This is a genomic window from Pseudophaeobacter sp. C1-32P7 (assembly GCF_041008775.1).
Lineage (GTDB): Bacteria > Pseudomonadota > Alphaproteobacteria > Rhodobacterales > Rhodobacteraceae > Phycobacter > Phycobacter gallaeciensis_A.
In genome coordinates, this window is record NZ_JAXGFR010000012.1 from 13,773 (window position 1) to 37,504 (window position 23,732).

Annotated in this window: 20 protein-coding genes; 7 read left to right on the forward strand and 13 right to left on the reverse strand. The window is 60.1% G+C overall.

Annotated features, from left to right (window positions below):
* Positions 1 to 12: 12 nt before the first annotated feature.
* Entirely contained in the window at positions 13 to 480 is a 468-nt protein-coding gene (gene iscR, locus SM763_RS16490) for a Fe-S cluster assembly transcriptional regulator IscR (protein ID WP_065270325.1), read from the reverse strand.
* Between the two features lie 192 nt (positions 481 to 672).
* On the opposite strand from iscR, the gene SM763_RS16495 reads away from it, so the two are divergent.
* Genes SM763_RS16495 through SM763_RS16505 form a run of 3 tightly spaced genes read left to right on the forward strand, consistent with a single transcriptional unit; the run spans position 673 to position 2,749 of the window.
* Positions 673 to 1,326, forward strand: coding sequence for an alpha/beta hydrolase (locus tag SM763_RS16495; RefSeq protein ID WP_065270326.1), 654 nt, complete (start codon positions 673 to 675; stop codon positions 1,324 to 1,326).
* Positions 1,326 to 1,583, forward strand: coding sequence for a hypothetical protein (locus SM763_RS16500; RefSeq protein ID WP_274829296.1), 258 nt, complete (start codon positions 1,326 to 1,328; stop codon positions 1,581 to 1,583). Before SM763_RS16495 ends, SM763_RS16500 begins: the two co-directional genes overlap by 1 nt.
* Positions 1,580 to 2,749, forward strand: coding sequence for an HD domain-containing protein (locus tag SM763_RS16505; RefSeq protein WP_368999206.1), 1,170 nt, complete (start codon positions 1,580 to 1,582; stop codon positions 2,747 to 2,749). Before SM763_RS16500 ends, SM763_RS16505 begins: the two co-directional genes overlap by 4 nt.
* A gap of 150 nt (positions 2,750 to 2,899) precedes the next feature.
* Here the strand turns inward: SM763_RS16505 and SM763_RS16510 are convergent, their stop codons facing one another.
* Positions 2,900 to 4,486 (reverse strand): methyl-accepting chemotaxis protein, encoded by a 1,587-nt coding sequence (locus tag SM763_RS16510; RefSeq protein ID WP_368999207.1) that lies wholly within the window; start codon positions 4,484 to 4,486, stop codon positions 2,900 to 2,902.
* A gap of 19 nt (positions 4,487 to 4,505) precedes the next feature.
* The gene (locus SM763_RS16515; protein WP_274833643.1) at positions 4,506 to 4,805 is read right to left on the reverse strand and encodes a hypothetical protein; all 300 of its coding nucleotides are present in this window, start codon (positions 4,803 to 4,805) and stop codon (positions 4,506 to 4,508) included.
* Positions 4,806 to 5,054: 249 nt separating this feature from the next.
* On the opposite strand from SM763_RS16515, the gene SM763_RS16520 reads away from it, so the two are divergent.
* The 3 genes from SM763_RS16520 (at position 5,055) to SM763_RS16530 (ending at position 8,004) form a co-directional block, all read left to right on the forward strand.
* Positions 5,055 to 5,390, forward strand: coding sequence for a DMT family transporter (locus SM763_RS16520; RefSeq protein ID WP_368999208.1), 336 nt, complete (start codon positions 5,055 to 5,057; stop codon positions 5,388 to 5,390).
* A gap of 126 nt (positions 5,391 to 5,516) precedes the next feature.
* A complete protein-coding gene (typA, locus tag SM763_RS16525; RefSeq protein ID WP_368999209.1) occupies positions 5,517 to 7,337 on the forward strand; it encodes a translational GTPase TypA in 1,821 nt (606 codons plus the stop codon).
* An 85-nt stretch (positions 7,338 to 7,422) separates the two neighbouring features.
* Entirely contained in the window at positions 7,423 to 8,004 is a 582-nt protein-coding gene (locus tag SM763_RS16530) for a VOC family protein (RefSeq protein ID WP_065270332.1), read from the forward strand.
* A 100-nt stretch (positions 8,005 to 8,104) separates the two neighbouring features.
* On the opposite strand, the gene SM763_RS16535 is transcribed toward SM763_RS16530, so the two are convergent.
* From SM763_RS16535 to SM763_RS16570, 8 genes are all read right to left on the reverse strand, one after another.
* A complete protein-coding gene (locus tag SM763_RS16535) occupies positions 8,105 to 8,392 on the reverse strand; it encodes a DUF1330 domain-containing protein (RefSeq protein ID WP_274834188.1) in 288 nt (95 codons plus the stop codon).
* 2 nt (positions 8,393 to 8,394) lie between these two features.
* Positions 8,395 to 11,046, reverse strand: coding sequence for an alanine--tRNA ligase (alaS, locus tag SM763_RS16540; protein WP_368999210.1), 2,652 nt, complete (start codon positions 11,044 to 11,046; stop codon positions 8,395 to 8,397).
* 146 nt (positions 11,047 to 11,192) lie between these two features.
* Positions 11,193 to 12,260, reverse strand: a complete 1,068-nt coding sequence (recA, locus tag SM763_RS16545) for a recombinase RecA (RefSeq protein WP_065270335.1) — start codon at positions 12,258 to 12,260, stop codon at positions 11,193 to 11,195.
* A gap of 344 nt (positions 12,261 to 12,604) precedes the next feature.
* Positions 12,605 to 14,704 carry an NAD-dependent epimerase/dehydratase family protein gene (locus tag SM763_RS16550; RefSeq protein WP_368999211.1) on the reverse strand — a complete coding sequence of 700 codons (2,100 nt, stop codon included), beginning with the start codon at positions 14,702 to 14,704 and terminating at the stop codon, positions 12,605 to 12,607.
* Between the two features lie 11 nt (positions 14,705 to 14,715).
* The gene (locus tag SM763_RS16555; protein WP_368999212.1) at positions 14,716 to 15,675 is read right to left on the reverse strand and encodes a glycosyltransferase family 2 protein; all 960 of its coding nucleotides are present in this window, start codon (positions 15,673 to 15,675) and stop codon (positions 14,716 to 14,718) included.
* The gene (locus SM763_RS16560; protein WP_368999213.1) at positions 15,672 to 16,886 is read right to left on the reverse strand and encodes a glycosyltransferase family 4 protein; all 1,215 of its coding nucleotides are present in this window, start codon (positions 16,884 to 16,886) and stop codon (positions 15,672 to 15,674) included. The genes SM763_RS16555 and SM763_RS16560 overlap by 4 nt, the downstream gene beginning before the upstream one ends.
* A complete protein-coding gene (locus tag SM763_RS16565; RefSeq protein ID WP_368999214.1) occupies positions 16,883 to 17,854 on the reverse strand; it encodes an NAD-dependent epimerase/dehydratase family protein in 972 nt (323 codons plus the stop codon). The genes SM763_RS16560 and SM763_RS16565 overlap by 4 nt, the downstream gene beginning before the upstream one ends.
* Positions 17,842 to 18,966 (reverse strand): Gfo/Idh/MocA family protein, encoded by a 1,125-nt coding sequence (locus SM763_RS16570; protein ID WP_368999215.1) that lies wholly within the window; start codon positions 18,964 to 18,966, stop codon positions 17,842 to 17,844. The genes SM763_RS16565 and SM763_RS16570 overlap by 13 nt, the downstream gene beginning before the upstream one ends.
* Positions 18,967 to 19,470: 504 nt before the next feature.
* Here SM763_RS16570 and SM763_RS16575 point away from each other — a divergent pair.
* Entirely contained in the window at positions 19,471 to 20,067 is a 597-nt protein-coding gene (locus tag SM763_RS16575) for a gamma-glutamyl kinase (protein WP_368999216.1), read from the forward strand.
* A gap of 60 nt (positions 20,068 to 20,127) precedes the next feature.
* Here the strand turns inward: SM763_RS16575 and SM763_RS16580 are convergent, their stop codons facing one another.
* A complete protein-coding gene (locus SM763_RS16580) occupies positions 20,128 to 22,440 on the reverse strand; it encodes a hybrid sensor histidine kinase/response regulator (protein WP_368999217.1) in 2,313 nt (770 codons plus the stop codon).
* Positions 22,441 to 22,534: 94 nt separating this feature from the next.
* Positions 22,535 to 23,710, reverse strand: coding sequence for an RsmB/NOP family class I SAM-dependent RNA methyltransferase (locus SM763_RS16585; protein ID WP_368999218.1), 1,176 nt, complete (start codon positions 23,708 to 23,710; stop codon positions 22,535 to 22,537).
* Positions 23,711 to 23,732 lie beyond the last annotated feature (22 nt).

The window sequence follows — 23,732 nt, forward strand, 5'->3', positions numbered from 1 at the left end:
CGGGAACCGGGGTCAATCGGCCTCGGCGTCGACCACCGCAAAAAGGTTCGGAACCGCCGGGCACGGCGCCAGCTCGTTTTCGATCACATCCGACAGGCGCGTCTGGTGCAGGAACACATAGACCTGCGCGCTAAGACTTTGCCACAGACGGTTGGTCAGCGACTGCGCCCGCGATCCAGAGGCCGCGCCGGAGGCACCTGCCCCCTTGTGCATCGCATCAACGGTTTCATCGACGGCCGACAGCACATCCACCACCCGGATTTCCGACGCAGGTTTCGCCAGACGATAGCCGCCGCCCGGCCCACGTACCGAAGCCACCAGATCGGCCCGGCGGAGTTTCACAAACAGCTGCTCCAGATAGGGCAGCGAAATATCCTGACGTTTGGAGATATCGCCAAGCACGACAAGGGTGCCTTCCGGTTGCAGGGCTATATCAGCAAGGGCAACCATGGCATAGCGCCCCTTGGTGGATAGTTTCATCGTCCAGACACTCCAAACAGCCGCGTAAATGCCGAAAACATTGACCTTAACCGCATCAACGCATATCTGATCTTGACAGCGCAGGTCCAAGACCCCCGCAACAATTAGAACAGTTCTAAGGTGCCTTACCGAATTCGTCAAGTTTCCCGGTCCGGCATTCAAGGAAATACCAAGAGTAGGAACGTACTGCCCATGCCTGAGGTCATTTTCCCCGGACCCGAAGGCCGCCTGGAAGGCCGCTATCACCCCCAAAAAGAAAAAGACGCACCGATCGCGATCATCCTGCATCCACACCCTCAGTTTGGCGGCACGATGAACAACAAGGTTGTCTATAACCTGCACTATGCCTTCTACAACATGGGCTTCACCGTGCTGCGCTTCAATTTCCGGGGTGTTGGCCGGTCGCAGGGTGAATACGACCAAGGCGTCGGTGAGTTGTCCGATGCGGCATCGGCGCTGGATTACCTGCAGTCGATGAACAACAACTCCAAGCATTGCTGGGTTGCCGGCTTCTCCTTTGGCGCCTGGATCGGAATGCAGCTGCTGATGCGCCGCCCGGAGATCACTGGCTTCATCTCAGTAGCTCCGCCTGCCAATATGTATGACTTCTCGTTCCTGGCGCCCTGCCCGTCCTCGGGTCTGATCATCAACGGCACCGCCGACCGCGTGGCGCCGCCCGCAGACACGGTGAACCTGGTGAACAAGCTGCACGAGCAGAAAGGTATCACCATCACCCATACCGAGGTCGAAGGCGCGGATCACTTCTTTCAGGATCAGCACATGGACACGCTGATGACCAACGTGAACGACTACGTCAAACGCCGCCTGACAGAGAACACGCGCTGATGAGCACGATCGAGACGCTGGCCCAAAAGCTGGCCATCGATACGCTGAAGATACAGGACGCCATCGGCCAGGACCGGCTTTATGTCGAAGTCGGACAGGTTCTGGGCGCGGCGTCCCAATCTCTGGAAGAGGCATTTCTGACCGAGATCCGCGTGCGCCTTGCCGAACGCAAAGCCCGCGATTTCCTGAACCAGAAAATCGCAGCCCTGCAGGCCGAAGCTGAAGCGCAGCTGAACAAGACGGACGGCGCGTCGTGACGATGCGCCTCCAACGACAGTTCGACTTTCTCCTCGAAGCAGAGAAGCTACGCCGGATCGAACGGCAAAACCTCATTCTGGACGGGTCGCGCGCGGAAAACTCGGCCGAACACAGCTGGCACCTCGCACTTTATGCGCTGGCGCTCGCCCCGTTGGCAGACCCGGATGTGAACATCGACCGGGTCATCCGGATGCTGTTGCTGCATGATCTGGTGGAAATCGACGCGGGCGATCATCCGATCACCGATGACGTCGACTGGGAGGCCGTGGCGGTTTCTGAACTGGCAGCAGCCCAGCGACTGTTTGGCTTGCTCCCAGAGGATCAGGGCGCAGAGCTGTTCGACCTTTGGCGCGAATTCGAGGCAGGCGAAAGTCTTGATGCACGGTTCGCCAAGCATCTGGACCATTGTCAGCCGATCTTTCAGACCCTGTACTGTGCGGATGCGCCGGAGTTCCATTTTGATGTGGTCCGGGAAAACCTGTCCACCGGACGCGCCGCAGCGCTGGAGACGCAATTCCCCAAGGCCTACCATCACGCGATGAACCTTTTGGGTCAGGGCAGCGTAGCGAGTTGTGCGACACTGACCCAGAGGCTGGAATTCCTCAATCAGGCCGACGCGCTGAAACTGGTTCTGCGCGCCTCCAAACTCGGAGATGGATCGCGCCGGGAAAACTCTGCCGAACACAGCTGGCATATCATGCTCTATGGCTGGATCCTGGCCGAGCACAGTGCCCACGACGTGGATGTGGGCCGCATCGTGCAGATGCTGTTGCTGCATGATCTTGTGGAAATCGACGCCGGGGACACTCCAATACACGGCACCCAGGACCCTGCGGCGCTGGCCGCGCTTGAGGCCAAGGAAGCCGCCGCCGCTGAGCGCCTGTTCCACCTTCTGCCGCATCCGCAAGGCAGCGCCTTTCACGGGCTCTGGATCGAGTTTGAAGCCGCTGAGAGTCCGGATGCCATTTACGCCAAATCCATCGACCGGGTTCAGCCGATCTTTCTGAACCTATTGAACGGTGGCGGCAGCTGGGTGGAATACGATGTCAGCCTCAGCCAGCTGGAAGAGCGCGTCGGGGTAAAAGTGGCCAGGGGGGCGCCAGAGGTCTGGACACATGTGCGCGCTCAGTTATTGCCCTGGTTTGAAGCAGCCGGCCGGGTCTAAACACCTCCCCTCTGGACGGGCCCCACAGACATAATCAGACCAAACGGAAACCGGGGCAGTGATCACCACCGCCCCCGTTTCAATTCATTTACTTAATTCGGCCCGGCCAATGCGATGGACGGAACACCCAGATTGCTGGGCAGGGTTGCGTCAGCTCACCAGACGCAGCCCCCCTGCTCCACCCATACCTGACTGCTGATCATCAAGCTCAAAACGCGACAGCGTTCCGGCCAGCTCACGCGCCTTGCTGTCCATGCTCATGCTCATGGCGGTCATTTCCTCAACCATGGCGGCATTGGTTTGGGTCGCCCCGTCCAGCGTGCTAAGCGCCGAAGCCATTTCGGACAGGGCCGAAGCCTGATCGGTTGATGTGCCGGAGATTGCCTCAATCAGCTTATTGGTTTCGGAAACCCGCGCGACGATATCCTGAAGGGCGTCGCCAGCCTTGTTGACCAGTTCCGATCCTTCCTTGACCTGCTTGGCGCTGGTTCCAATCAGCGACTTCACCTCGTTTGCAGCGTCGGCGGTGCGCTGCGCCAGTGCCCGGACTTCGGCCGCCACAACAGCGAAGCCTCGGCCACTTTCTCCGGCGCGGGCGGCCTCGACGCCCGCATTCAACGCCAAAAGGTTGGTCTGGAAGGAAATATCCTCGATCACGTTGATGATCGTCGAAATCTCGTTGGAGGACTGTTCGATGTTTCCCATGGCATCCACGGCTGCGGACATCAGATCGCCGTTTTCCACCGCACCGCGATAGGCCGTGCGTGCATTCTCGGCGGCCTTGCCGGAATCAGCCGCGCTTTTCTTCACGGACTCGCTCAGCTCCTGAAGGGCTGCCGTGGTTTCGGTCAGGGTTGCCGCCTGCGATTCCGTCCGGGCCGACAGGCTTTGCACCGCCTCAGAAACGGAATGCGCATCGTTGCGGAAATCGCCGGAGATCGTCATTGCGGTGCCAATGCCCGAGTTCAGGCTTTCCGCCAGTTCATTGAAGGCGTCGCGCATGGATTCGTACTCATGCGGGAAATCTCCGGTGATACGACCGCTGAGTTTTCCTGCCGCCATAGTTTTCAGGCTCTCGTCGAAAATCATCACAACGTTTTCTGAATCCCGCTTGCTGCGCAGGGCTTCCTCTTCAGCTTCCTCGGCCTTGGCTGCCTCTTCCTGCAGCGCCTGTTGCTGCTCTTCGAGCGCCCTACGGGCCGCCTGACGCTGATAGATGCTCATCAGCAGAATACCGGCCTCCAGCAGCAGGATCACGGCGTGCATCACCGTGCGTTCGATGCTGGCAAGGACCGAGCCGCCCGGGAACACCAAGGAGGGCAGCATCAGGCTGAAGGCAAGGTGATGAACCGCCACAAGCACGGTGGCAAAGATTACCGCGCCGGGACTGTAGAGGGTCGACACCACGGCGAGCGAGGCGAAGAACAGCATATGACTGTCGATCTGCCAAGCATGACCGGTAAAGGAACTCGTGAACAGGATGCTGTGACCGATATAGCAGAAGGCGATGACATAATCGCGAAAACTATCGGAGAATCCTTTTGACAGCCAGGTCAACAGGCCCAACGCACCGCTCAAGCTGGCCATTAGCCACCACGGCACCGCGCCATCAACGAAATAGGCCACCAGGGCCGGAGCAGGCAGCAGGACCAGAGTGGCCAGACGCTGAAACTGTTTGTCAGATGAGTTTGTGACGGTGGACATATCCAGCCCATCGCCTTGTGTAACCTTGCCCATACTCGAGCAGCCCCTTTACTCACTCTGCGCAGATCTGGGCGATCACCGTTCCATCGACCACAAACCAAGCGCCGTTCTCTTTTAACCGTCTGGCGTCCGCCAGATCCTCAAGCACTGTTAGCGCACCAAACGGCGCACGTTCGGGGGAAATCTCCTGCAGACCGGATCCGGCGATCACGTCGGGTGCATCCGGCCCCCATGGCGCCGACACCACAAGGATTGGCGTGCCCGGGCTCAGGTCTTTGTTCGAAGCCAGAACCAGCAACGGCGACAATGCAACAACGATACAAGCCGCCATACCGGCCAGAAAATGCTTCATCAGATTTCCTTCCGGACTTCTCTCTATCCAAAACTCGTTGCCATTTGGTTAGAAAATTGAAAGCTGTTTTAACGATCATCCACAATCGCGCGCCCCGTAGAAACGGGCTCTTCCCGCAGCCCTTCAGATAGATTTAGCAAGGCCAGGATGCGGAATTTTCGCGCGGCACGTTTTTCGGGGCTGTTCCAACGCAGCGGCTTGCGATACCCGGAAGACACCACATCTCTCCCGGAAACTTCGGAGGCCGCGATGCCCGTGCACTACATCTACCTGATCATCGCAGTTGCCGCCGAAACCATTGGCACCACCGCCCTGCAGGCCAGCCAGCAGTTCAGCCGCCTGATGCCCTCCCTGATCGTTCTGGTCGCCTACGGGTTTTCCTTCTACATGCTGGGCCTGACCCTTAAGGTGATGCCGGTGGGGATCGTCTATGCCATCTGGTCCGGGCTCGGCATCGTGTTGATCGCGGTGATCGGTCTTGTGGTCTTTGGCCAGAAACTGGACCTGCCGGCCGTGCTTGGCATGGCGATGATCTTGGCGGGAATCCTTGTCATTCATCTGTTTTCAGGGTCTTCTGGCCACTGACACAGGCGCCCCGGCGCCCAAATCGCTGCGTCGCAGCGGCCTTTGCGCCGTGTTTGCGGATTTTCTCTGGCCTTCGGGCCGGTATCGGGCTATGCGCGGCGCAACTTCCTTACAAAGGCTGACGTCATGGACCTGCGCAACATTGCGATCATTGCACACGTGGACCACGGGAAAACCACCCTGGTCGACGAGTTGCTGAAACAATCCGGCGCCTTTCGCGAAAACCAGGCTGTGGCGGAACGCGCCATGGACAGCAACGATCTGGAGCGCGAGCGGGGCATTACCATTTTTGCCAAACCGACTTCGGTCGAATGGAAAGGCACACGGATCAACATCGTCGACACCCCCGGTCACGCCGACTTTGGCGGTGAGGTCGAGCGGATCCTGTCCATGGTGGACGGTGTTGTGCTGCTGGTCGATGCCGCCGAAGGCCCGATGCCGCAGACCAAGTTTGTGACCTCCAAAGCGCTTGCGCTTGGCCTGCGTCCCATCGTGGTGCTGAACAAGGTGGACAAGCCCGACGCCGAGCCGGACCGCGCACTGGACGAATGTTTCGATCTCTTCGCCTCGCTTGACGCGAATGAGGACCAGCTCGACTTCCCGCATATGTACGCCTCGGGCCGCAATGGCTGGGCCGATGCAGAGCTGGACGGTCCCCGCAAGGACCTGCACGCGCTGTTCAACCTGATCGTCAACCACGTGCCCGAGCCTGCACAGATCAAGCGTCAGGATGAAGGTTTCCGCATGCTGGCCACCACGCTGGGCAGCGACCCCTTTGTGGGCCGCCTTCTGACAGGCCGTGTCGAATCCGGCACTCTGAAAGTGGGTGCGACGGTTCAGGCGCTGACCCGCATGGGCCAGAAGATCGAACAGTTCCGCGTGACCCGTATTCAGGCGTTCCGCGGTCTGGCTCAACAGGACATCGAAGAAGCCCAGGCGGGCGACATCGTCTCCATCGCCGGCATGGCCAAGGCGACCGTGGCCGATACAATCTGCGCCCTTGCTGTGGACGAACCCCTGGATGCCCAGCCCATCGACCCGCCCACCATCACCGTGACCTTCGGCATCAACGACAGCCCGCTAGCGGGTCGTGATGGCAAGAAGGTCCAATCGCGCGTTATCCGTGACCGCCTGATGAAAGAGGCCGAATCCAACGTCGCGATCAAGATCGCTGACACCCCCGGCGGCGAGGCTTTCGAAGTTTCGGGCCGCGGCGAACTGCAGATGGGCGTTCTGATCGAAAACATGCGCCGTGAAGGGTTCGAACTGTCGATCTCCCGCCCGCAGGTGATCATGCGCGAAGAGACCGGCGTCAAGATGGAGCCCGTCGAAGAGGCCACCATCGACGTTGATGACGAATACTCCGGCGCGGTGATCGAAAAACTGACTGGCGCCCGCAAGGGGGAGCTCGTCGAGATGAAGCCCGCAGGCGCTGGCAAGACACGGATTATCGCTCATGTGCCTTCGCGTGGTCTGATCGGCTATCACGGTGAATTCCTGACCGACACCCGCGGCACCGGTGTTCTGAACCGCGTATTCCACGGCTGGACCCCGCACAAAGGCCCCATTCCCGGCCGTCGTGCAGGTGTGCTGATCTCCATGGAGAACGGCCAGTCGGTTGCCTACGCTCTGTGGAACCTCGAAGAGCGCGGCAAGATGATGATCGGCGCCCAGGCCGACGTCTATACTGGCATGATCATCGGCGAACACTCCCGTGACAACGATCTGGAAGTGAACCCGCTGAAAGGCAAGAAACTGACCAACGTGCGCGCCTCTGGCACGGATGAGGCAGTGCGCCTTACCACCCCGATGACGCTGTCGCTGGAAGAGGCAATTGCCTATATCAATGACGACGAGCTGGTCGAAGTCACGCCAAACAACGTACGCCTGCGCAAGCGCTACCTGGATCCGCATGAACGCAAGCGGATGGCCAAGTCTAACGGCTGATCACATTTACGAGGCCGCCCCCCGGGGCGGCCTTTTTCTATGCCACATTCATGATAGGGTCCGCCAAAATTACAGGAGGACCCGAATGCAGAAAATTCAGGTACAGGGCGTCCATCACATCACGCTGACCGGCGCCGACAGGCAGACATCGATCGATTTCTGGGAAGGCCTCTTGGGCATGCCCTTCGTCTTTGATCAGCCCAATCTGGACAATCCGGACGAAGGCCACCTCTATTTCGACCCCGGTGATGGGCGGCTGATTACCGTCTTCACCAATGAAACCCGCACGCCCGACCGCCGCCGCACCCCAACGGAACCCGGCTGCGTGCATCACATCGCGTTCAACGTCAGCAGGGCCATGTTCTCGCAAGTTGAAAAACGGCTGAAGGACCGCGGCATCGGCCACTCCGGCGCGAAGGACCGCGGCTTCATGGATTCGATCTACTTCAAGGATCCGCTGGGGCTGATGATCGAGCTGGCTTGCTACAGGTTTGAACCGCCCACCGGCTGCACCCATGCGGATGTAATGATCGAAGCCCACAAGATCCGCGTCGCCCGCGGAGATTACAACATACAGGAAGAGCACCTGGCCGATGCGATCGAGCTTCTGGTGACCTGCCATACCTCCAGCCTGACGGACGATAGACGACCCCGCGATCCCTATTGATTGCTGGTGGCATCCCGGCAAAAGAAAAGGAGCGCAGGATGACCTGCGCTCCTTTTTTGTCTCACCCTGCCCTTTTCGGGCAGGTCGCGGAAAACCGCAATTATTCAGAGGTTTCCACCACCATCAGTTCACGCTCAGAGGCGTCGCGCGCGTGGCTCAACGCCTCCTGGTATTCGGGGCTGTTGTAGCATTCGACGGCGGCCTCGACGCTTGGGAATTTCGCCACCACGTTCCGCGGGCGTTCCTTGCCTTCCAGCTGTACGAACTTTCCGCCGCGGGCGATGAAGCTGCCGCCGTGTTTCGCAATCGCTGGGCCGGCCAGCTCAGCGTATTTGCCATAGGCCTCCGCATCGGTGACCGTGACGTGAGCAATCCAGAGTGCGCCCATGATTATCCCTCCAAAAGTTGTTCTGCAGCCGCGATGGCCGCTTCGGCCCCGGCAAAATCCTTGCCGCCGCCCTGCGCCATATCGGGACGGCCACCGCCGCCCTTACCGCCAACAGCAGGCACAGCAGCCTTCAGCACATCTACCGCGGACACCTGACCAGTCAGATCATCGGTAACCCCGGCCGCGACTGCGACCTTACCGTCGTCGTTGGCGATCAGCAGGATCACACCAGAACCGAGTTTCTGTTTATGTGCATCAATGAGCCCGCGCAGATCCTTGCCGGAAACGCCTTCCAGCGCCTGACCGAGGAAGGTCTTACCCCCGATCTCTTTGGTCTCGACACCACCGGACGCACCGCCGCCCATAGCGACTTGCTGCTTCAGCTGCGACACCTCGTTCTGCAGCGCCTTGCGCTCGTCCATCAGCGCCTTGATGCGGTCGATGACATCGGAAGGCTGTGCCTTCAGCATCGCTGCCACATCCGCCATCCGGCCCGCCTCGGCCTCCAGATATTCAGAGGCTGCAGCGCCGGTCAGCGCCTCGATACGGCGCACGCCAGCCGAGGATGCGCTGTCGCCAAGGATGACGAAGGAACCGATATCACCGGTCTGCTTCACATGCGTCCCGCCGCAGAGTTCGATGGAATACGTCTGTTTGTCGTGACCCTTGCCGGTTGCTGCGCGCCCCATGGAGACGACACGAACCTCGTCGCCGTATTTCTCACCAAACAGCGCCTGCGCACCCAGGGCACGGGCATCATCCGGCGTCATGATCCGGGTCTCCACCGGGGTGTTCTGGCGAATATAGGTGTTCACGTCTTTTGAAACCTGGGTCAGCTCCTCGGCGCTCAGCGCCTTCCCGTGGCTGAAGTCAAAGCGCAGACGATCCTCAGCGTTAAGCGAGCCGCGCTGTGCCACGTGATCGCCAAGCGCCTCCCGCAGGGCCTCGTGCAGCAGGTGCGTGGCGGAGTGATTGGCACGAATGGCGCTGCGGCGGGTGTGATCCACCACCAGCTGCGCGGGTGCATTGACCGTCACGATCCCATCGGTCACTTCGCAGAAGTGGATAAAGACATCGGCAGCTTTCTTGGTGTCCGTGACGCGCAGGGCACCACCTTCGAGACGGATTTCACCGCTGTCTCCGACCTGACCACCGGATTCGGCATAGAACGGCGTCTGGTTCAGGATAAGCTGAACGCTATCGCCCTTACCCGCCTCACGCACGATCTCGCCATTCTTGACGATGGCCTGGATCTGACCTTCGGCGCTTTCGGTTTCATAGCCGAGGAAATCGGTGGCGCCATGTTCATCGGCAATATCGAACCACAGGGTGCTGTCGGCACTTTCGCCCGAGCCGGACCATGCGGCACGCGCCTTGGCCTTTTGCGCCGCCATGGCGGTATCGAAGCCGTCGGTGTCGACTTCACGCCCCTTTTCGCGCAGGGCGTCCTGCGTCAGGTCCAGCGGGAAGCCGTAGGTATCATAAAGCTTGAACGCAGCCTCACCCGGCAGGGGTGCGCCCTCGTCCAGTCCGGACAGTTCATCATCCAGCAGCTTCAGACCGCGGTCCAGCGTCTGTTTGAAACGGTTTTCCTCCAGGTGCAGCGTTTCCTGGATCAGCGCCTGCGCGCGGCCCAGTTCTGGATAGGCGGCGCCCATCTGCTGTACCAGGGCTGGGACCAACTGGTGCATCACAGGATCCTTGGCGCCCAGCAGGTGCGCGTGGCGCATGGCGCGGCGCATGATGCGGCGCAGCACATAGCCGCGCCCATCATTGGAAGGCATCACGCCGTCAGCAATCAGGAAAGAGGTAGAGCGCAGATGGTCCGCGATCACCCGGTGGTGCACGTTTTGATCGCCATAAGGATCAACGTTTGTTACATCGGCCGAGGCTTCGATCAGCGCCTTGAACAAGTCGGTGTCATAGTTGTCGTGGCTACCCTGTAGCAGCGCACCGATACGCTCCAACCCCATGCCGGTGTCGATGGACTGCATGTCCAGCGCCTTCATCGAGCCGTCTTCGAACTGTTCGTTCTGCATGAAAACGACGTTCCAGATCTCGATGAAACGGTCGCCATCTTCATCAGCGCTGCCCGGAGGGCCGCCCCAGATGTGATCGCCGTGATCGTAGAAGATTTCAGTACACGGACCGCAGGGCCCGGTCGGCCCCATCTGCCAGAAGTTGTCCGAGGTATCGATGCGGATGATCCGGTCCTCGGGCACGCCGACCTTTTTCCAGATTTCAAAGGCTTCGTCGTCGGTATGATAGACGGTGGTCAGCAGACGGCTCTTGTCGATGCCGAATTCCTTGGTGATCAACTCCCAGGCAAAGGGGATCGCCTCTTTCTTGAAGTAGTCCCCAAAGGAGAAGTTGCCCAGCATTTCAAAGAACGTGTGGTGGCGCGCGGTATAGCCAACGTTGTCGAGATCGTTGTGCTTGCCGCCCGCGCGCACACATTTCTGCGCGGTGGTGGCACGTTTGTAATCACGATGCTCGACCCCGGTAAAAAGGTTCTTGAACTGGACCATGCCCGAGTTGGTGAACATCAGGGTGGGATCGTTGCGGGGCACAAGCGGACCGGATTCCACGATTTCGTGGCCTTGCTTGGCAAAGTAGTTCAGGAAGGTGGAGCGGATGTCGTTCAGCGTCGCCATATGCGGGATCCCTTTTCGGGCTTTGTCAGGGTTTCAGGCAGGTTTAGCCCCAGAGCGCAGCCCTGTCCACTGCCCGCCGAAACGAAAAAGGGCGCAACCTGCGTTGCGCCCCAGTTCATATTGGATCGGATCACATCCGGGCGGCCTCAGGCCTCCAGAATGTCATCGTCACCGCCGCCGTCGGGGCGGTCAAAGTCGAGCCCATGTGCCGCGCGGATCTTGTCTTCGATATCATAGGCGATTTCCGCATGTTCCCGCAGGAACTGTTTCGCGTTTTCACGGCCCTGCCCGATCCGTTCGTCTCCGTAAGAGAACCATGCGCCGGATTTGTTGACCACACCGGCGGCCACACCCAGATCGAGCAATTCACCCATCTTGGAGATGCCTTCGCCATACATGATGTCGAATTCCACCTGTTTGAAGGGCGGCGCCACCTTGTTCTTGACGACCTTGACGCGGGTTGCGTTGCCGACAACCTCATCCCGATCCTTGATCGAGCCGATGCGGCGGATATCAAGGCGGACCGAAGAGTAGAATTTCAGCGCGTTACCGCCAGTTGTCGTTTCGGGCGAGCCGAACATCACGCCAATCTTCATGCGGATCTGGTTGATGAAGATCACCATGCATTTGGAGCGGCTGATGGACCCGGTCAGCTTGCGCATGGCCTGGCTCATCAGACGGGCCTGCACGCCAACACTGGAATCACCCATGTCGCCTTCAAGTTCGGATTTGGGTGTCAGTGCCGCCACCGAATCCACGATCACCATGTTGACCGCACCAGACCGCACCAGCGTATCAGTAATCTCCAGCGCCTGTTCGCCGGTATCGGGTTGCGAAATCAGCAGTTCGTCCAGATCGACGCCCAGCTTGGCCGCGTATTGCGGATCCAGCGCGTGTTCCGCATCAACAAAGGCGCAGACGCCGCCCTTTTTCTGCTGTTCGGCCACGCAATGCAGCGTCAGTGTCGTTTTACCGGAGCTTTCCGGGCCGTAAATCTCAACAATCCGGCCCATCGGCAGGCCGCCGATCCCAAGCGCGATATCCAGCCCCAGAGACCCGGTCGAACTGGCTTCGATCTCCTGGATCGCCTTGCCGTCGCCAAGCTTCATGATCGAGCCCTTGCCGAACTGCCGCTCAATCTGGGCAAGCGCGCTGTCCAGCGCCTTTTGCTTGTCACCGCTCTCTTTGTTTTTCATGGTCAACAGATCCGCCATAATCCCTAATCCCCTTCTATGTGTCATACCCGTGGGGTTGCGGCAATCACTTGCTTTGTTCGCCTCTTGTTCCTTATGAGATCAAAACGGGAACATTGCAAGTAAAACTTCCGAGAAGGCGTAGAGGACCGGCACAGGAACCGCTGTGTCTAACGCTGAGGCTGTCCCTGGCCAGACGAAGTTGGCAAAGGGAAGCGCCCGCCACGCGCACCAGAACCTCCCCCCTCAGGCACAGGCAAAGGATCTGATGCAGCCTTTAAAACGATACGGACAGACTGCAGGGAGCTTCTAAATAATTCTGACTTCAGGCAAGGGGGGGGAAACTGAGGCCCCTTCCCCTGGGATCAAAACCCAAACAAGTTAGCATTGGCTATGGCTTTCTCAACGAACACCGCACGGTCGGTTTCCGGTTTCCAGCCGAGTACCTGTTTTGGCTTTTCATTGCTGAATGGCGAATAATGTGCTCGGCTTTTCCAATCTGCGAGGCTGGGTCGGATTACGCCGGACCGGCGCAGAGCATATTTCTTGAGCGCATATTTGACCGCATCCGACGCGTAGAATGCAAACAGGTTGCCGGAGTTCACGCGGATTCTGGCGCCGAGTGCGGTCTCGATGGCGTCAAAATAGTCACGCGCCGAAAGCATCGGCTCACCGATGAGATTGAAACTCTGCCCTTCGACCGGGGCATCCATCATCCGGACAAGTCCATCTGCAATATCTTCGTTCAGGACGAAGGGCAGGATATTGCGCCCGTGGCCCCAAATGCGAACCGCCCCGGCACCGTGCCAGCGACCGATCCCCCAGTGCTGCAGCGGTCCGCCGGGCCCGACGACGATGCCGGGACGGGCAATTGTTACAGGCAGCCCGCGCTCGCGGTGGAGCTTCATCAGCTGCTTTTCGCATTCTGCCTTGGACCGCGCATATAGATTGCGGTCGGTCAGATCCTCTGCAAATCCCGTCTCTTCGGTGATGGTCAGTGCAGGGTTCGACATGTCATAGCTTGCGATTGTGCCAGTGTAGATCAACCGTTTTACACCTGCCATTTGGCAGGCTTCGGCGATGCGTGTCGCAACCCCCACGTCGTTGATCAGGCAATCCTCCCATGTGGTTTCAAGCGCCTTTGCTAAATTGAACACCACCTCGATCCCCTGCATTGCTGCGGTCAATGCCTTCAGATCGTGTAGCGAGGCGCTCACGGTTTCCACCTTGTCGGGAAGATCAGGAAACGGGCCAGAGCGGCTGCGCGACAGGACCCGCACATCGCGGCCGTCGGCGACAAGGCGCCGTGTCAGTGCCCGGCCGATGAAACCGGTTCCGCCGATCACCATGACGCTTGGCTTTGGTTTTCTGGTTTGAACGGCAGGTGCGGCGGCGCGCAAAACCTTTTCGGGCAATAGAGCGATAGCATCGTCGATCGCCTGCATGACCTCAACCGCGGTTTCGCCAGCATAAGGCTTTGCATGCGCCGCGCTGGGACCCGCTGCATAAAGGGCCGCATTCATGCCACGAAAGCTGCGCCCGTATGGGTTTTTGGTATTGAGAGACGCAGTCTGAACCGCCGCGTTCCCTATCCCCTGCCACAGGTGCTGGCGGGACAGGTCCAGCTGTCTACGCAGCGGGTTGGCCACCAAGTCCGATGTGTTTTCCCGCTCAACAACAAGCACGTCCTGCGCATAGTCCAGCCGCGCCCGCGCGCTGGATCCGCGCAGCGTCACGCTGCGGTTGTCGGTGGTTTCGACCATGGCAAGGGTAAAGGTGATCTGCACAGCACCAGCCCGCGCAAGGATCCGGAATCCCTGCGGGCGCATATCCTCTCCAGGCAGGGCGACGGGCCATTCCGCCTGGGCATGCAGCACCTCGACAGGACCAAAAAGATCATGCGCAAAGGCAAAAAGATGCGGCCCTAGTTCAAGCAGGAGGTTTTTTGGCTCGCGCAAAAGCCAAAGATTATAGGGGCCAGAGCGGAGCGGTGCGAGCGGCAACGCCCAGCTGATGTCACAGCCAGACACCCGTCCGTAGGCCCCAGCGCGCATGTCCTCTTTCATCTTTTGATAGGAGGGAAGACCCAGAAAGTTGTGCCCGGCGCAAAACCGCTTGCCTGCTTTGGTGGCTGCCGCCTCGATCTCGCGGGTCTCGGCCGCTGATTCAGCAACCGGTTTTTCAACCAACACATCGAGCCCGCCTTCAAGGCACTTGATGGCCAGCGCCCGGTGCAGATGCGGCGGGGTCAGGATATGCACGGCGTCGCAGCTACCAGAAGCGATCAGATCATCGACAGAGGTAAAGGCCTGCGCACCATATCGTCCTGCGAACCCTTTGGCCGCGGTTTCATTGACATCGCAGACCGCCGCGATCCGCACATTCGGCGTCGCCTTGAGGGCGTCCGCATGCCAGGTGGCAATATATCCGGCGCCAATCAGGCCTATGCGGGTTTCGCTCGCCATGGAATGTTCCTTTACTTGTACTCGATGATGCGCATGTCGCGCCCGGTTAGGCGGCGCAGGTGAAATTGCACCATGCCGATCAGGTTCGGAAATTTTGATAGGGTCAGTAGAAAGCCAGGGTATCTTGCATTGGTGAGCGGAATGCCATCCCTGCGCAATCCCGCCGTTGAGCGTGCCCAATTGAGCGCATAGACCCCCAGAATGGGCAGGCTGAACGGCCACCACACCGCAGCCGCAGTGAGTGCGAAGAGCGGTAGCGCAAGGGCGTAAACATAGGCGCGCCTGCATTCTGTGGTAAAATAGTCAGGATGAAGATGATGCACCTGCGCAAAGCCGTGGCCGGTGCGCACCGCTCGCGTCCACCACTGACCAAACCGCAGCATATCCGCATCATGACGTGTCATGTCTCTGGGTATGCGCCAGAGGGTATGGCCGGATTTGCGAAAACGGCAGCAGATCTCATCGTCTTCGGCAGCGATCACCTGCGGGTTCATACCGCCCACGGCCTGCCATAGCGCAGCACGAACCATCATATCGCCGCCGCAGGCCATGATTTCGCCCGGCGGACGATGCCATTCCCAATCACAGAGAAGGTTATAGGGGCTGGCCTCCGGATGGATCTCGGAGCGCCAGCCGGTTACCATGCCGACCTCTGGATGATCGTTCAGATAATCGCGCGCGGCCTCTACGAACCCGGATGCCAGAACACAGTCGCCATCGATGAACAGGACAAACTCGGGCTCCTCCAGCGCGTCAAACCCCGCGTTTCGCGCACGCGCCGCGGTGAAGGGGATCGACATATCCAACTCCACCACTTTGGCGTTGCACTTGCGGGCCTCGTGAAGGCTGTCATCGTCTGAGCCGCTGTCCACATAGACAATGTGCCGAGCCTGCCCCTGGACCGAGTCGAGGCAGGCAATCAGACGCGCGCCCTCGTTGCGCCCAATGAGAACGATATCGACCGGCGTCATGGACGCTTCTCCAGAACGGTGCTGCCGCCTGCATAGCTGGTAAACAGGCGGGATAGGCGGGCGGCTTCGGTATGAATGTTGAAATCGTCCAACACCTTTGCACGGCCTGCCAGCCCCATGTCCTGCCGGGCCTTGCTGTCCGCCAACATATGGTCCAGGGCCGCGCGCAGTTCTTGCGGATCGCCGGGCGGTACCAGCAGCCCGCTGGTGGCGTGATCCACCAGTTCCGGTATTCCTGCAATCCTTGTTGCAACAACCGGCACAGCCGAGGCCATTGCCTCCATCAGAACCACGGGCACTCCTTCGGCAAAGCTGGGCAGGACAAAGACGTCGGTGCTCGAGAGCGCTTCTGCGACTTCGGATTGCGAACGGTAACCCAGAAAATCGACATTTAGCCCCTGTGCCTGCGCCTCAAGCGCGGCGCGATCCGGACCGTCTCCGATCACCGTCAGTTTCCAGTCGCCAGAGAGGTCCCGCAACGCATCAAGCAGAATTGGCAGACCCTTGACCGCCGCGAGCCGCCCGACGAAGAGCAGGTTTGCCCCCTTGTGAGGCGCAGAAGTGTAGCGGCCCGGGTCAATGCCGCAATGGATGATATGAAAGCGCGCCCAATGGGATTGATCGGCAAAACACATCAGCTGTGATCGGCAGAATTCGCTGATGCAGGCAACAAACCGCGCCCGTGCGGCCTTTTCATCGATCCGCCAATGGTTCGGATTGAAAAAGATGTCCGGCCCGTGGATCGTGAAACTGTAGGGGATGCCCGATAGTTCCGAGGCCAGCATTGCCACAGTGCAAGCAGCAGTGGCGATGTGATTGTGCAGATGATCGACCTCCTGTCGGCGCAGCTCATCCGCCAAGACGCCCGCCTCAAGGAAGTAGATCAGGTTATAGAGGCGCCCCTTTACCCCTCGGGGCGCCGTTTTCCAGGCCAGTCGCAAGGCAGCGATATAACGGCCGGGATTTCGCATCCAGCGCAGATGCGCGCGCAGCAGGCGCAGGGGCTTTTTACAGGCGCCAAGCACCTTGAAGGTCAAGGCATGCTCCTGGCGCTGCTCTGGACCCACTAGGTGCTCGGCCCCCGTGGTGCGGATCGAGCAGGTCAGGACATCATGACCCAGCGCCCGCAACGCCGCGACTTCACGCTGGATAAAGGTATCCGAGGCGCGCGGGTATTCTCCGGTCAGATAGGCAAGCTTCGGCAATGTCATGGCTCACCTGCGATGCTCTGTGCCATCATCTCTTCGAATGGCGCGTGATCCTTGCCACCCAATGTGGCCCGCAAGGCCGCGTTGGGATAGCGCAGCGGCATCAGCCGTGCGCGAATAATCGGTTCCTGAAACAACCCCGGCAGCCCCGCTGATATCGGCCGCAACAGGCGCGCCAGCTTCAGCCAAACGTCATAGGTGATGGGAAGGACGAACTTGGGCCAGCCAGTCAGAGTTTTGTGCACCGACACAAACCGCCTCCGGTCAGGTAGATCATCGTCCACCACATTGATCGACACCGGTCCCTTTGGTTCCTTTTGCGCCGCCCGGATCAGGGTTTCGCCAAGGTGATCAACATGAACCAAAGGTAAGGCGCCATCCTTGCCGATCTGCACGAAAACGTTGGATGCCCAGAACCCCAGCAGAGCGTTCCACGTTCGTCCGGCCCCCCAAACCGCACCGGGCCGGATCAGCCAGGCATCGGGCATAGTCTCTTGGACCAGCGCTTCCTGTGTGAGCTTTGCCTTAGAATAGGCATCACGGGCTTTCTGGGCGGTTGCCAGAGCGCAGGTTTCGTCCAGAGCGTCACCGGGGGCAAGCGCCGCCGTATCGTAGACCGCAATGGAGGAAATAAGCACGAACGTGCCACGCCAGGTTTCCAGAGCAGAAAGCAGCGCTTGCGTCCCCCCCAAGGTTACACGGTCGTGCGCCGCCGCATCATCACCCAGATGCGCTGCGGCATGGATGATTGCCCCGACTTCGCTGACAAGTGGGGTCAGCTGTTCGGTGGCATCTGCCGCGGTTAGATCCAGCTTTACCGCAGTGATGCCGAGATCATCCTCCCACGCGGCGTGCGGCAGGCCGCGGTATAGCGCGATCACCTCGATCCCCTGATCGCGGGCGGCGCGCAGGGCAGCGGAGCCGACAAAGCCGCTCGCGCCGGTGATCAGGATACGGTTCACTGCGCCCATGGCATCGGCTCCATCGCATCGCAGCGGGTTGTCATGGTCTGGGCTCCGCTGAACTCGCCTGCGTTCTGGATGGCAAGCGTGACTTCGGTCAGGTGCAGGGCGAAATCACCGGACAGCCGCCCCGGGCGTCCTTCGGCAAGCGCGGATAGCATTTCGTCGGGGCCAAGCATGAAATTCATCGCCGCAGCCCCCCATTTCCCAACCTTGGGATGGGTTGGCTGCTTGAGCCGGATCCGTTTCTTCAACGGCGATTCCATCAGGCGCCGCCTTAGTTTGATACGCCGTGCGAACCGGATTTTCGCATCATTGTCCCAGGCTTCATCGCAGCTCAGCACGCCTGCGTCGCCGACGATCTGGATCTGGTGGTTGTGCGGCGCAACAAAGGAACAGGTCAGTCGCGTGACCGGGCCGTTCTCGAAAAACAGGGTCGCCACCGACAGATCCGGTGCATGCGGTCCGTGCCCCTCCTTGCCCGGAACAGCCTCGGCGCTGGCGGCAACTACCGTGCGGACCGCTCCGAACCAGCTGATCAGCCAGGCCAGGTAATAGCCTGCGTGTTCGAGCGTACAGCCAACCCGGAATTCATCCTCATAAGGCCAACGCGCGCCGCTCTCCGTCTGCCATTTGTGGTATTCAGCCTGGGTGATGAACCCGTCATCCAGCTCGGCATAGATAGCGCGCGGAGTGCCTGCGGTATTGTTGCGAAGAGCCTGACCAAGAGTTTGCGCCGCTTCCCCCAGGACCGAGCAAGGGGCCGAAGCGATCTGCAAGCCGCGGCTAATGGCAAGATCCACCAGTTCTTTGGCCTCAGGAAAGGTCGTCGCCAGGGGTTTTTCGGAATATACCGGGTGGCCCGCACCCAGACAGGCGCGGCTGGTTTCAAAGTGGGATCCTGGATTTGTCAGGTTGAGAACGAGAGCACCCGGCGCGCTTTGGAACAATGCTTCAAACGTTGGTGCAAGCGGCAGGTTCCAGTAGGTGCAGAAGTGTTTGAGCCGTTGTTTGTCGGTATCAAACACGCCCGCGATCTCGATCCCCGGCATAACCGCCAAGGACCGCATATAAAGGTCGGCCACAAAGCCGCAGCCAAGTACCAGAAGCCGCTGTTTCACGCCCCTGCCCCCGATAAGAAAAACCCGCAAGAACGGGACACACCTGCCAAACTTTCAAGGAGCACTAATAAGACCTGCCTTTTCCCACGACATCTGCCTATTTTACAAAAATGGCCAGAATTCGGCGAGACTTCGAATTCTGAATGATGGGCAAAAATGGCGCGTTTCCGCAACATTCGATGTCGCTTTGCGCTATTTCAGAGCGGAGAATTTACCTTCTCTTCCCGCTTTCCAGACCGAAATATCGCCCAATAGTGGCACAGTTTGCCAACTCCGTTGCAACCGGAAGCACGCCAGAGCAGTCAGACCGAAAATCAGGTGCTTTGCAGCACTGCCTCAATAGCGAAGGCCTCCACGAGGTATTAAGCTGACCACGCGAAATGCACTGCACTCTACCGCATCAAAGCTCTCGCGGCGCTTTTGTTGTCCTTTGAATGGAAGAATTGTGACACATGCAATCTGATAGTATGTCTTAGATTGATTTCCTTTCGGAGCCCCGTGGCAATGCTTGTATTTTATGACGAACGGCTGGTTCTTCTTTCGGTTCCGAAAACCGGCACCACGGCCTATCAGGCCGCGCTGCGGGATCGTGCTGATTTCGTAGTCTCCGATCCGCCGCAGCTGAAACATGCCCCTGTGTTCCGCTATAACCGCTGGTTCCGGCCGATGTTCGAACGGGTCTGCGGTGTTGAGCTGGAGCTGGCCGCCGTGATGCGTGAGCCGATCAGCTGGCTGGGCAGCTGGTACCGGTTTCGTCAACGGCCGTTTCTGGATGGGTCCCCGAATTCGACCAAAGGGATCAGTTTCGACGATTTCGTCCGAGCCTATTGCAAAGGCGATGTGCCGAAATTTGCCGATGTGGGAAGTCAGGCTAAGTTTCTGGAGCCACAGCGTAATGGTTGCGCAGTGACGCATCTGTTCCGATATGAGGACCAGCCCGCGCTCACAACCTTTCTGGAGGAACGGCTTGATATGAAGATCGCAACCGACCGCCAGAACGTCAGCCCCGCCATGGAGTTGACACTGGACCCCAAGGTCGAAGCCATCCTGCGGCGTAAGCGTGCGGCGGATTTCGAACTCTACGACAGCATCGGCGACTAACGCCGACGCCTTTCGTCAGAAAAATACTGGCTGCCGAAAGCAGGCAGCGCCTGCGCAGCGTCAGTGAAGTTGGGCGTGTACCGTTTCGGTCAGCTGGCTCAGCGAGAAGGGTTTGGGCAGGAACACCGAGTTCGGCACATCCGGGTCCGTTTCACCAAAGGCGCCTTCTGCATAGCCGGAAACGAAGACAACACGGGTATCGGGGCGTTCTTTCAGTGCCTCGCGTACCCAGCTGGGGCCATCCATCCCCGGCATCACAACGTCCGTGACAAAGACATCGACGCTCAGTCCCGGATCCTCCAGCGTGCGCAGCGCGTCTTCGGCGGATTCTGCCTCCAGCACCGTATAGCCGCGCATCCGCAGCGCGCGCGATGCAAAGGCGCGCACCGGCGCCTCATCCTCGACCAGCAACACCACACCCTCGCCATGCTGCGGCGCGGCGGTTTCCTCGACGGGTGCCTCGACTGGGGCATGTTCCACGGCGTCTTGCTTGTGCACCGGGAAAAACAGGGTGAAGCGGGTGCCGTGATCCTTGACCGAGTCGATGAAGATATAGCCACCGGTCTGTTTGATGATGCCATAGGCGGTCGACAGGCCCAGACCGGTGCCCTCACCCGTGCGTTTGGTGGTGTAGAAGGGTTCGAACACCTTCTGCATCTTGTCCGGATCGATCCCGACACCTTCATCTGACACCCGAATGGTGACCCAATCGCCCGCAGGTACTTTGGCCCGGTCGCGTTCCAGCGGTGCCGTCAGCGTAACCGCTTCTGTCTCGACGCGGATTTCACCGCCATTGGGCATCGCATCGCGAGCGTTCACCACAAGGTTCATCAGCACCTGTTCCAGCTGGCGTTTGTCCGCCCGGATCGAGCGCATCACCGGATCGTGGCTGAGCGTCAGAGTCACCTTCTCCCCGACCAGACGATTCAGCAGATGCGTCAGGTCCGACAGCGTGTCGCGCACGTCCAGGATTTCGGGCTGCAGGGTCTGCTTGCGCGAAAACGCCAGAAGCTGACTAACAAGGGAGGCCGCCCGGTTGGCGTTTTCATGAATCTGGATCAGATCACCATAGTCCTGATCGCCCTGATCGTGGCGCAGCAACAGCAGGTCACAATGGCCAGAAATGGCGGTCAGCAGGTTATTGAAGTCATGCGCCACGCCGCCGGCAAGCTGGCCGATGGCCTGCATTTTCTGGCTTTGCACGAATTGCGCCTCAAGCGTCTTCAGCTCGGTCGCGTCGTTCAGCACCGCGATCAAAACCGGCGCGCCCTCTTCGAAGGTGCGCGTCAGGGTCACCTGTACGAAAACCTCGCGGTCACGGCGCGATAGCCGCAGGAATTCGGACTTGTTAGAGGCCAGCCCTGCGGCCGTATCGCGCAGCCAATCGGACATCGGGCGCCCCAGTCCCTCCATCAGCTGACCGAGTTTCAGATCGTCGCGCGGCTCCACCGCCAGCAGACGCTGGGCCATCTTGTTGAGAGACAGGATATCGCCGCTGGGCGCCACTTTCAGGAAGGGCACGGGCAGGCTTTCGAACCCGGAGCTGGAAGCGCTGAGCCCGGAGGTGTCCACCTCCATCAGGTAAAGCTCGCTGCGGCCCTGGGTGCGGTTCAGCTCCGTCGCCAAGACGTCCACCGGCCCGGATTGGGTCATGATGGTGTTGAGCTGGCCGGGATTGACCGGCAGTGCTGTGAACAGGCGCTCGGTGGATTTGACCCGTTCGCCGATCAGTTTGCGGGCGGCCTCGTTCATGAACAAAACCGCGCCGGACCGGCCCACGGTGATCATCGGGATTGGCACCGCCTCGGCACCGCGCCCGCTGCCGCTGCTGCGTTCGGCAATATCCTCAACCCGCCACAAAAAGCTGCCGCCCTGCATCTGGTGCACCGCGAGACGGACATGACCGCGCCGGGTGACGATATCCTCACGCGCAGCACCGCTTTTTGCCGCCTGGCTTTGCAGGCGGAACAGTACTGCAGTCGGATTGGCCAGAACCGAGCGCAATGTGCCGGCAAGGGTTTCCTGTTTGCCTTCGGAAAACCGCTTCACGGCGGCCTCGTTGCAGGCGTGAATGCTGCCGTCCACATCGGTAACGAAGGTGGGCGTGGCGTCCTTTTCGATGAAACCGGTCAGAAGATCCGTCGCCATCGCCCGGGCATTCAGTCGCACCCTGGATTGCAGCACCATCAGAAGCGCCACCGCCACCAGAGTCAGCGAAACGGCGAGCATTCCGCGCGAGACCCGGTCAGGCCACTCAAGCGCCCAAGGCGCCACCAGCATTGCGCCTGCCAGCAGCAGAACGATCAAAAGGCGTTTATTCTCTGGGGTATTCACCCGCAATGAAGGAACGGAGGAAGTGGGGCGACCTGTCATTACGGCTCCGAAAAAAGACAAGATGCCGCCAATACGCCGCCATCAAGGTTAAGGCCACGTTAATGGTGCAGCGGCTTTTGTTGACAGATACTTATCAATCAGCCTTCGACCGCGTCAACATCGCTGCGAAGAAGCCATCGGTGCCATCCTGCACCCCCCAGGCTTTTTCGCCGATCAGTTGCCATTCCGGGCTGCGGGACAGGAAGGCACGGATCTGATCGCCGTTCTCCGTCTCCAGCATGGAGCAGGTGGCATAGGCCAGCACACCGTCTGGCGCTGTAAGTTCGGCCGCCTCATCCAGAATTTCGGCCTGAATGGCACGGATCTCGTCCAGCCGCTCCGGCGTCAGGCGCCATTTGCCTTCGGGTGCGCGCCTCCAAGAACCGGAGCCGGAACAGGGCGCATCGCAAAGCACCAGATCAAAGGGCGCCGCAGAGCGAACCGCCTCGGTGGGCTGGCAGCTGATCTGAACCCCAGCGCGCGATGCCCGCTCCGGCAGATCCTTCATCCGGCGGGGATCGATGTCATGGGCTGTCAGGCGGATTTGGGCACGCGCCGCCATGGCGAGGCTCTTGCCACCGCCTCCGGCGCAGTAGTCCAGCACGGACAGGCCATCACGCAGCGGCAGCATATCCACCACCGCTTGGCTCGCGGCATCCTGCAGCTCAACCAAACCATTGTTGTAAGCCGCCCCGTTACGCAGTTTGCGGGCGCCTTCGGTGATCTCCAGCGCGGTGGGTGAAGCAGCATGGGGCTCGGTTGAGATCCCCTCCTCCTCCAACGCGGCGCGGGCCGCCGCGACGCTGCCCTTCCGCAGGTTTACCCTGAGATGCACTGGGGCGCGCTGGCGCAGTGCCTGCGCTGCGGCCTCGGCATTGTCCCCAAGGCTGCTTGAAAAGGAGGACCAGAGCCAGTCCGGAATATCGAATTCCTCGGCCGGACTGGAAAAACCGACAGGCTCGGCCTGTTCTTCGGCGCAGAGCGGCGCAGGGGCGTAGCCTTCACCTGTGAACATATCGGAGGGATCGACGCCCGCCTCGCGCAGACCGCCAAGGATCAGGCCCCGGCCCGTCAGGCTGCCACCCAGAACCGCATGGGAGCGAAAGCAGCGCAGCGCTGTGAAGACGTGATCGCGCACTGCCGCGCGATCCTTGGAGCCCGCAAAGCGACTGCGCCGTGCCCAGCCGGTCAAAGCCTTCTCCGCCGCCTCGCCTGCGATCACCTGATCCAGGACCTCGATCGCCGCCTGCAGGCGGGCCGCCGGGGTCACGCCCCGGCCCCGATCTTCGCTG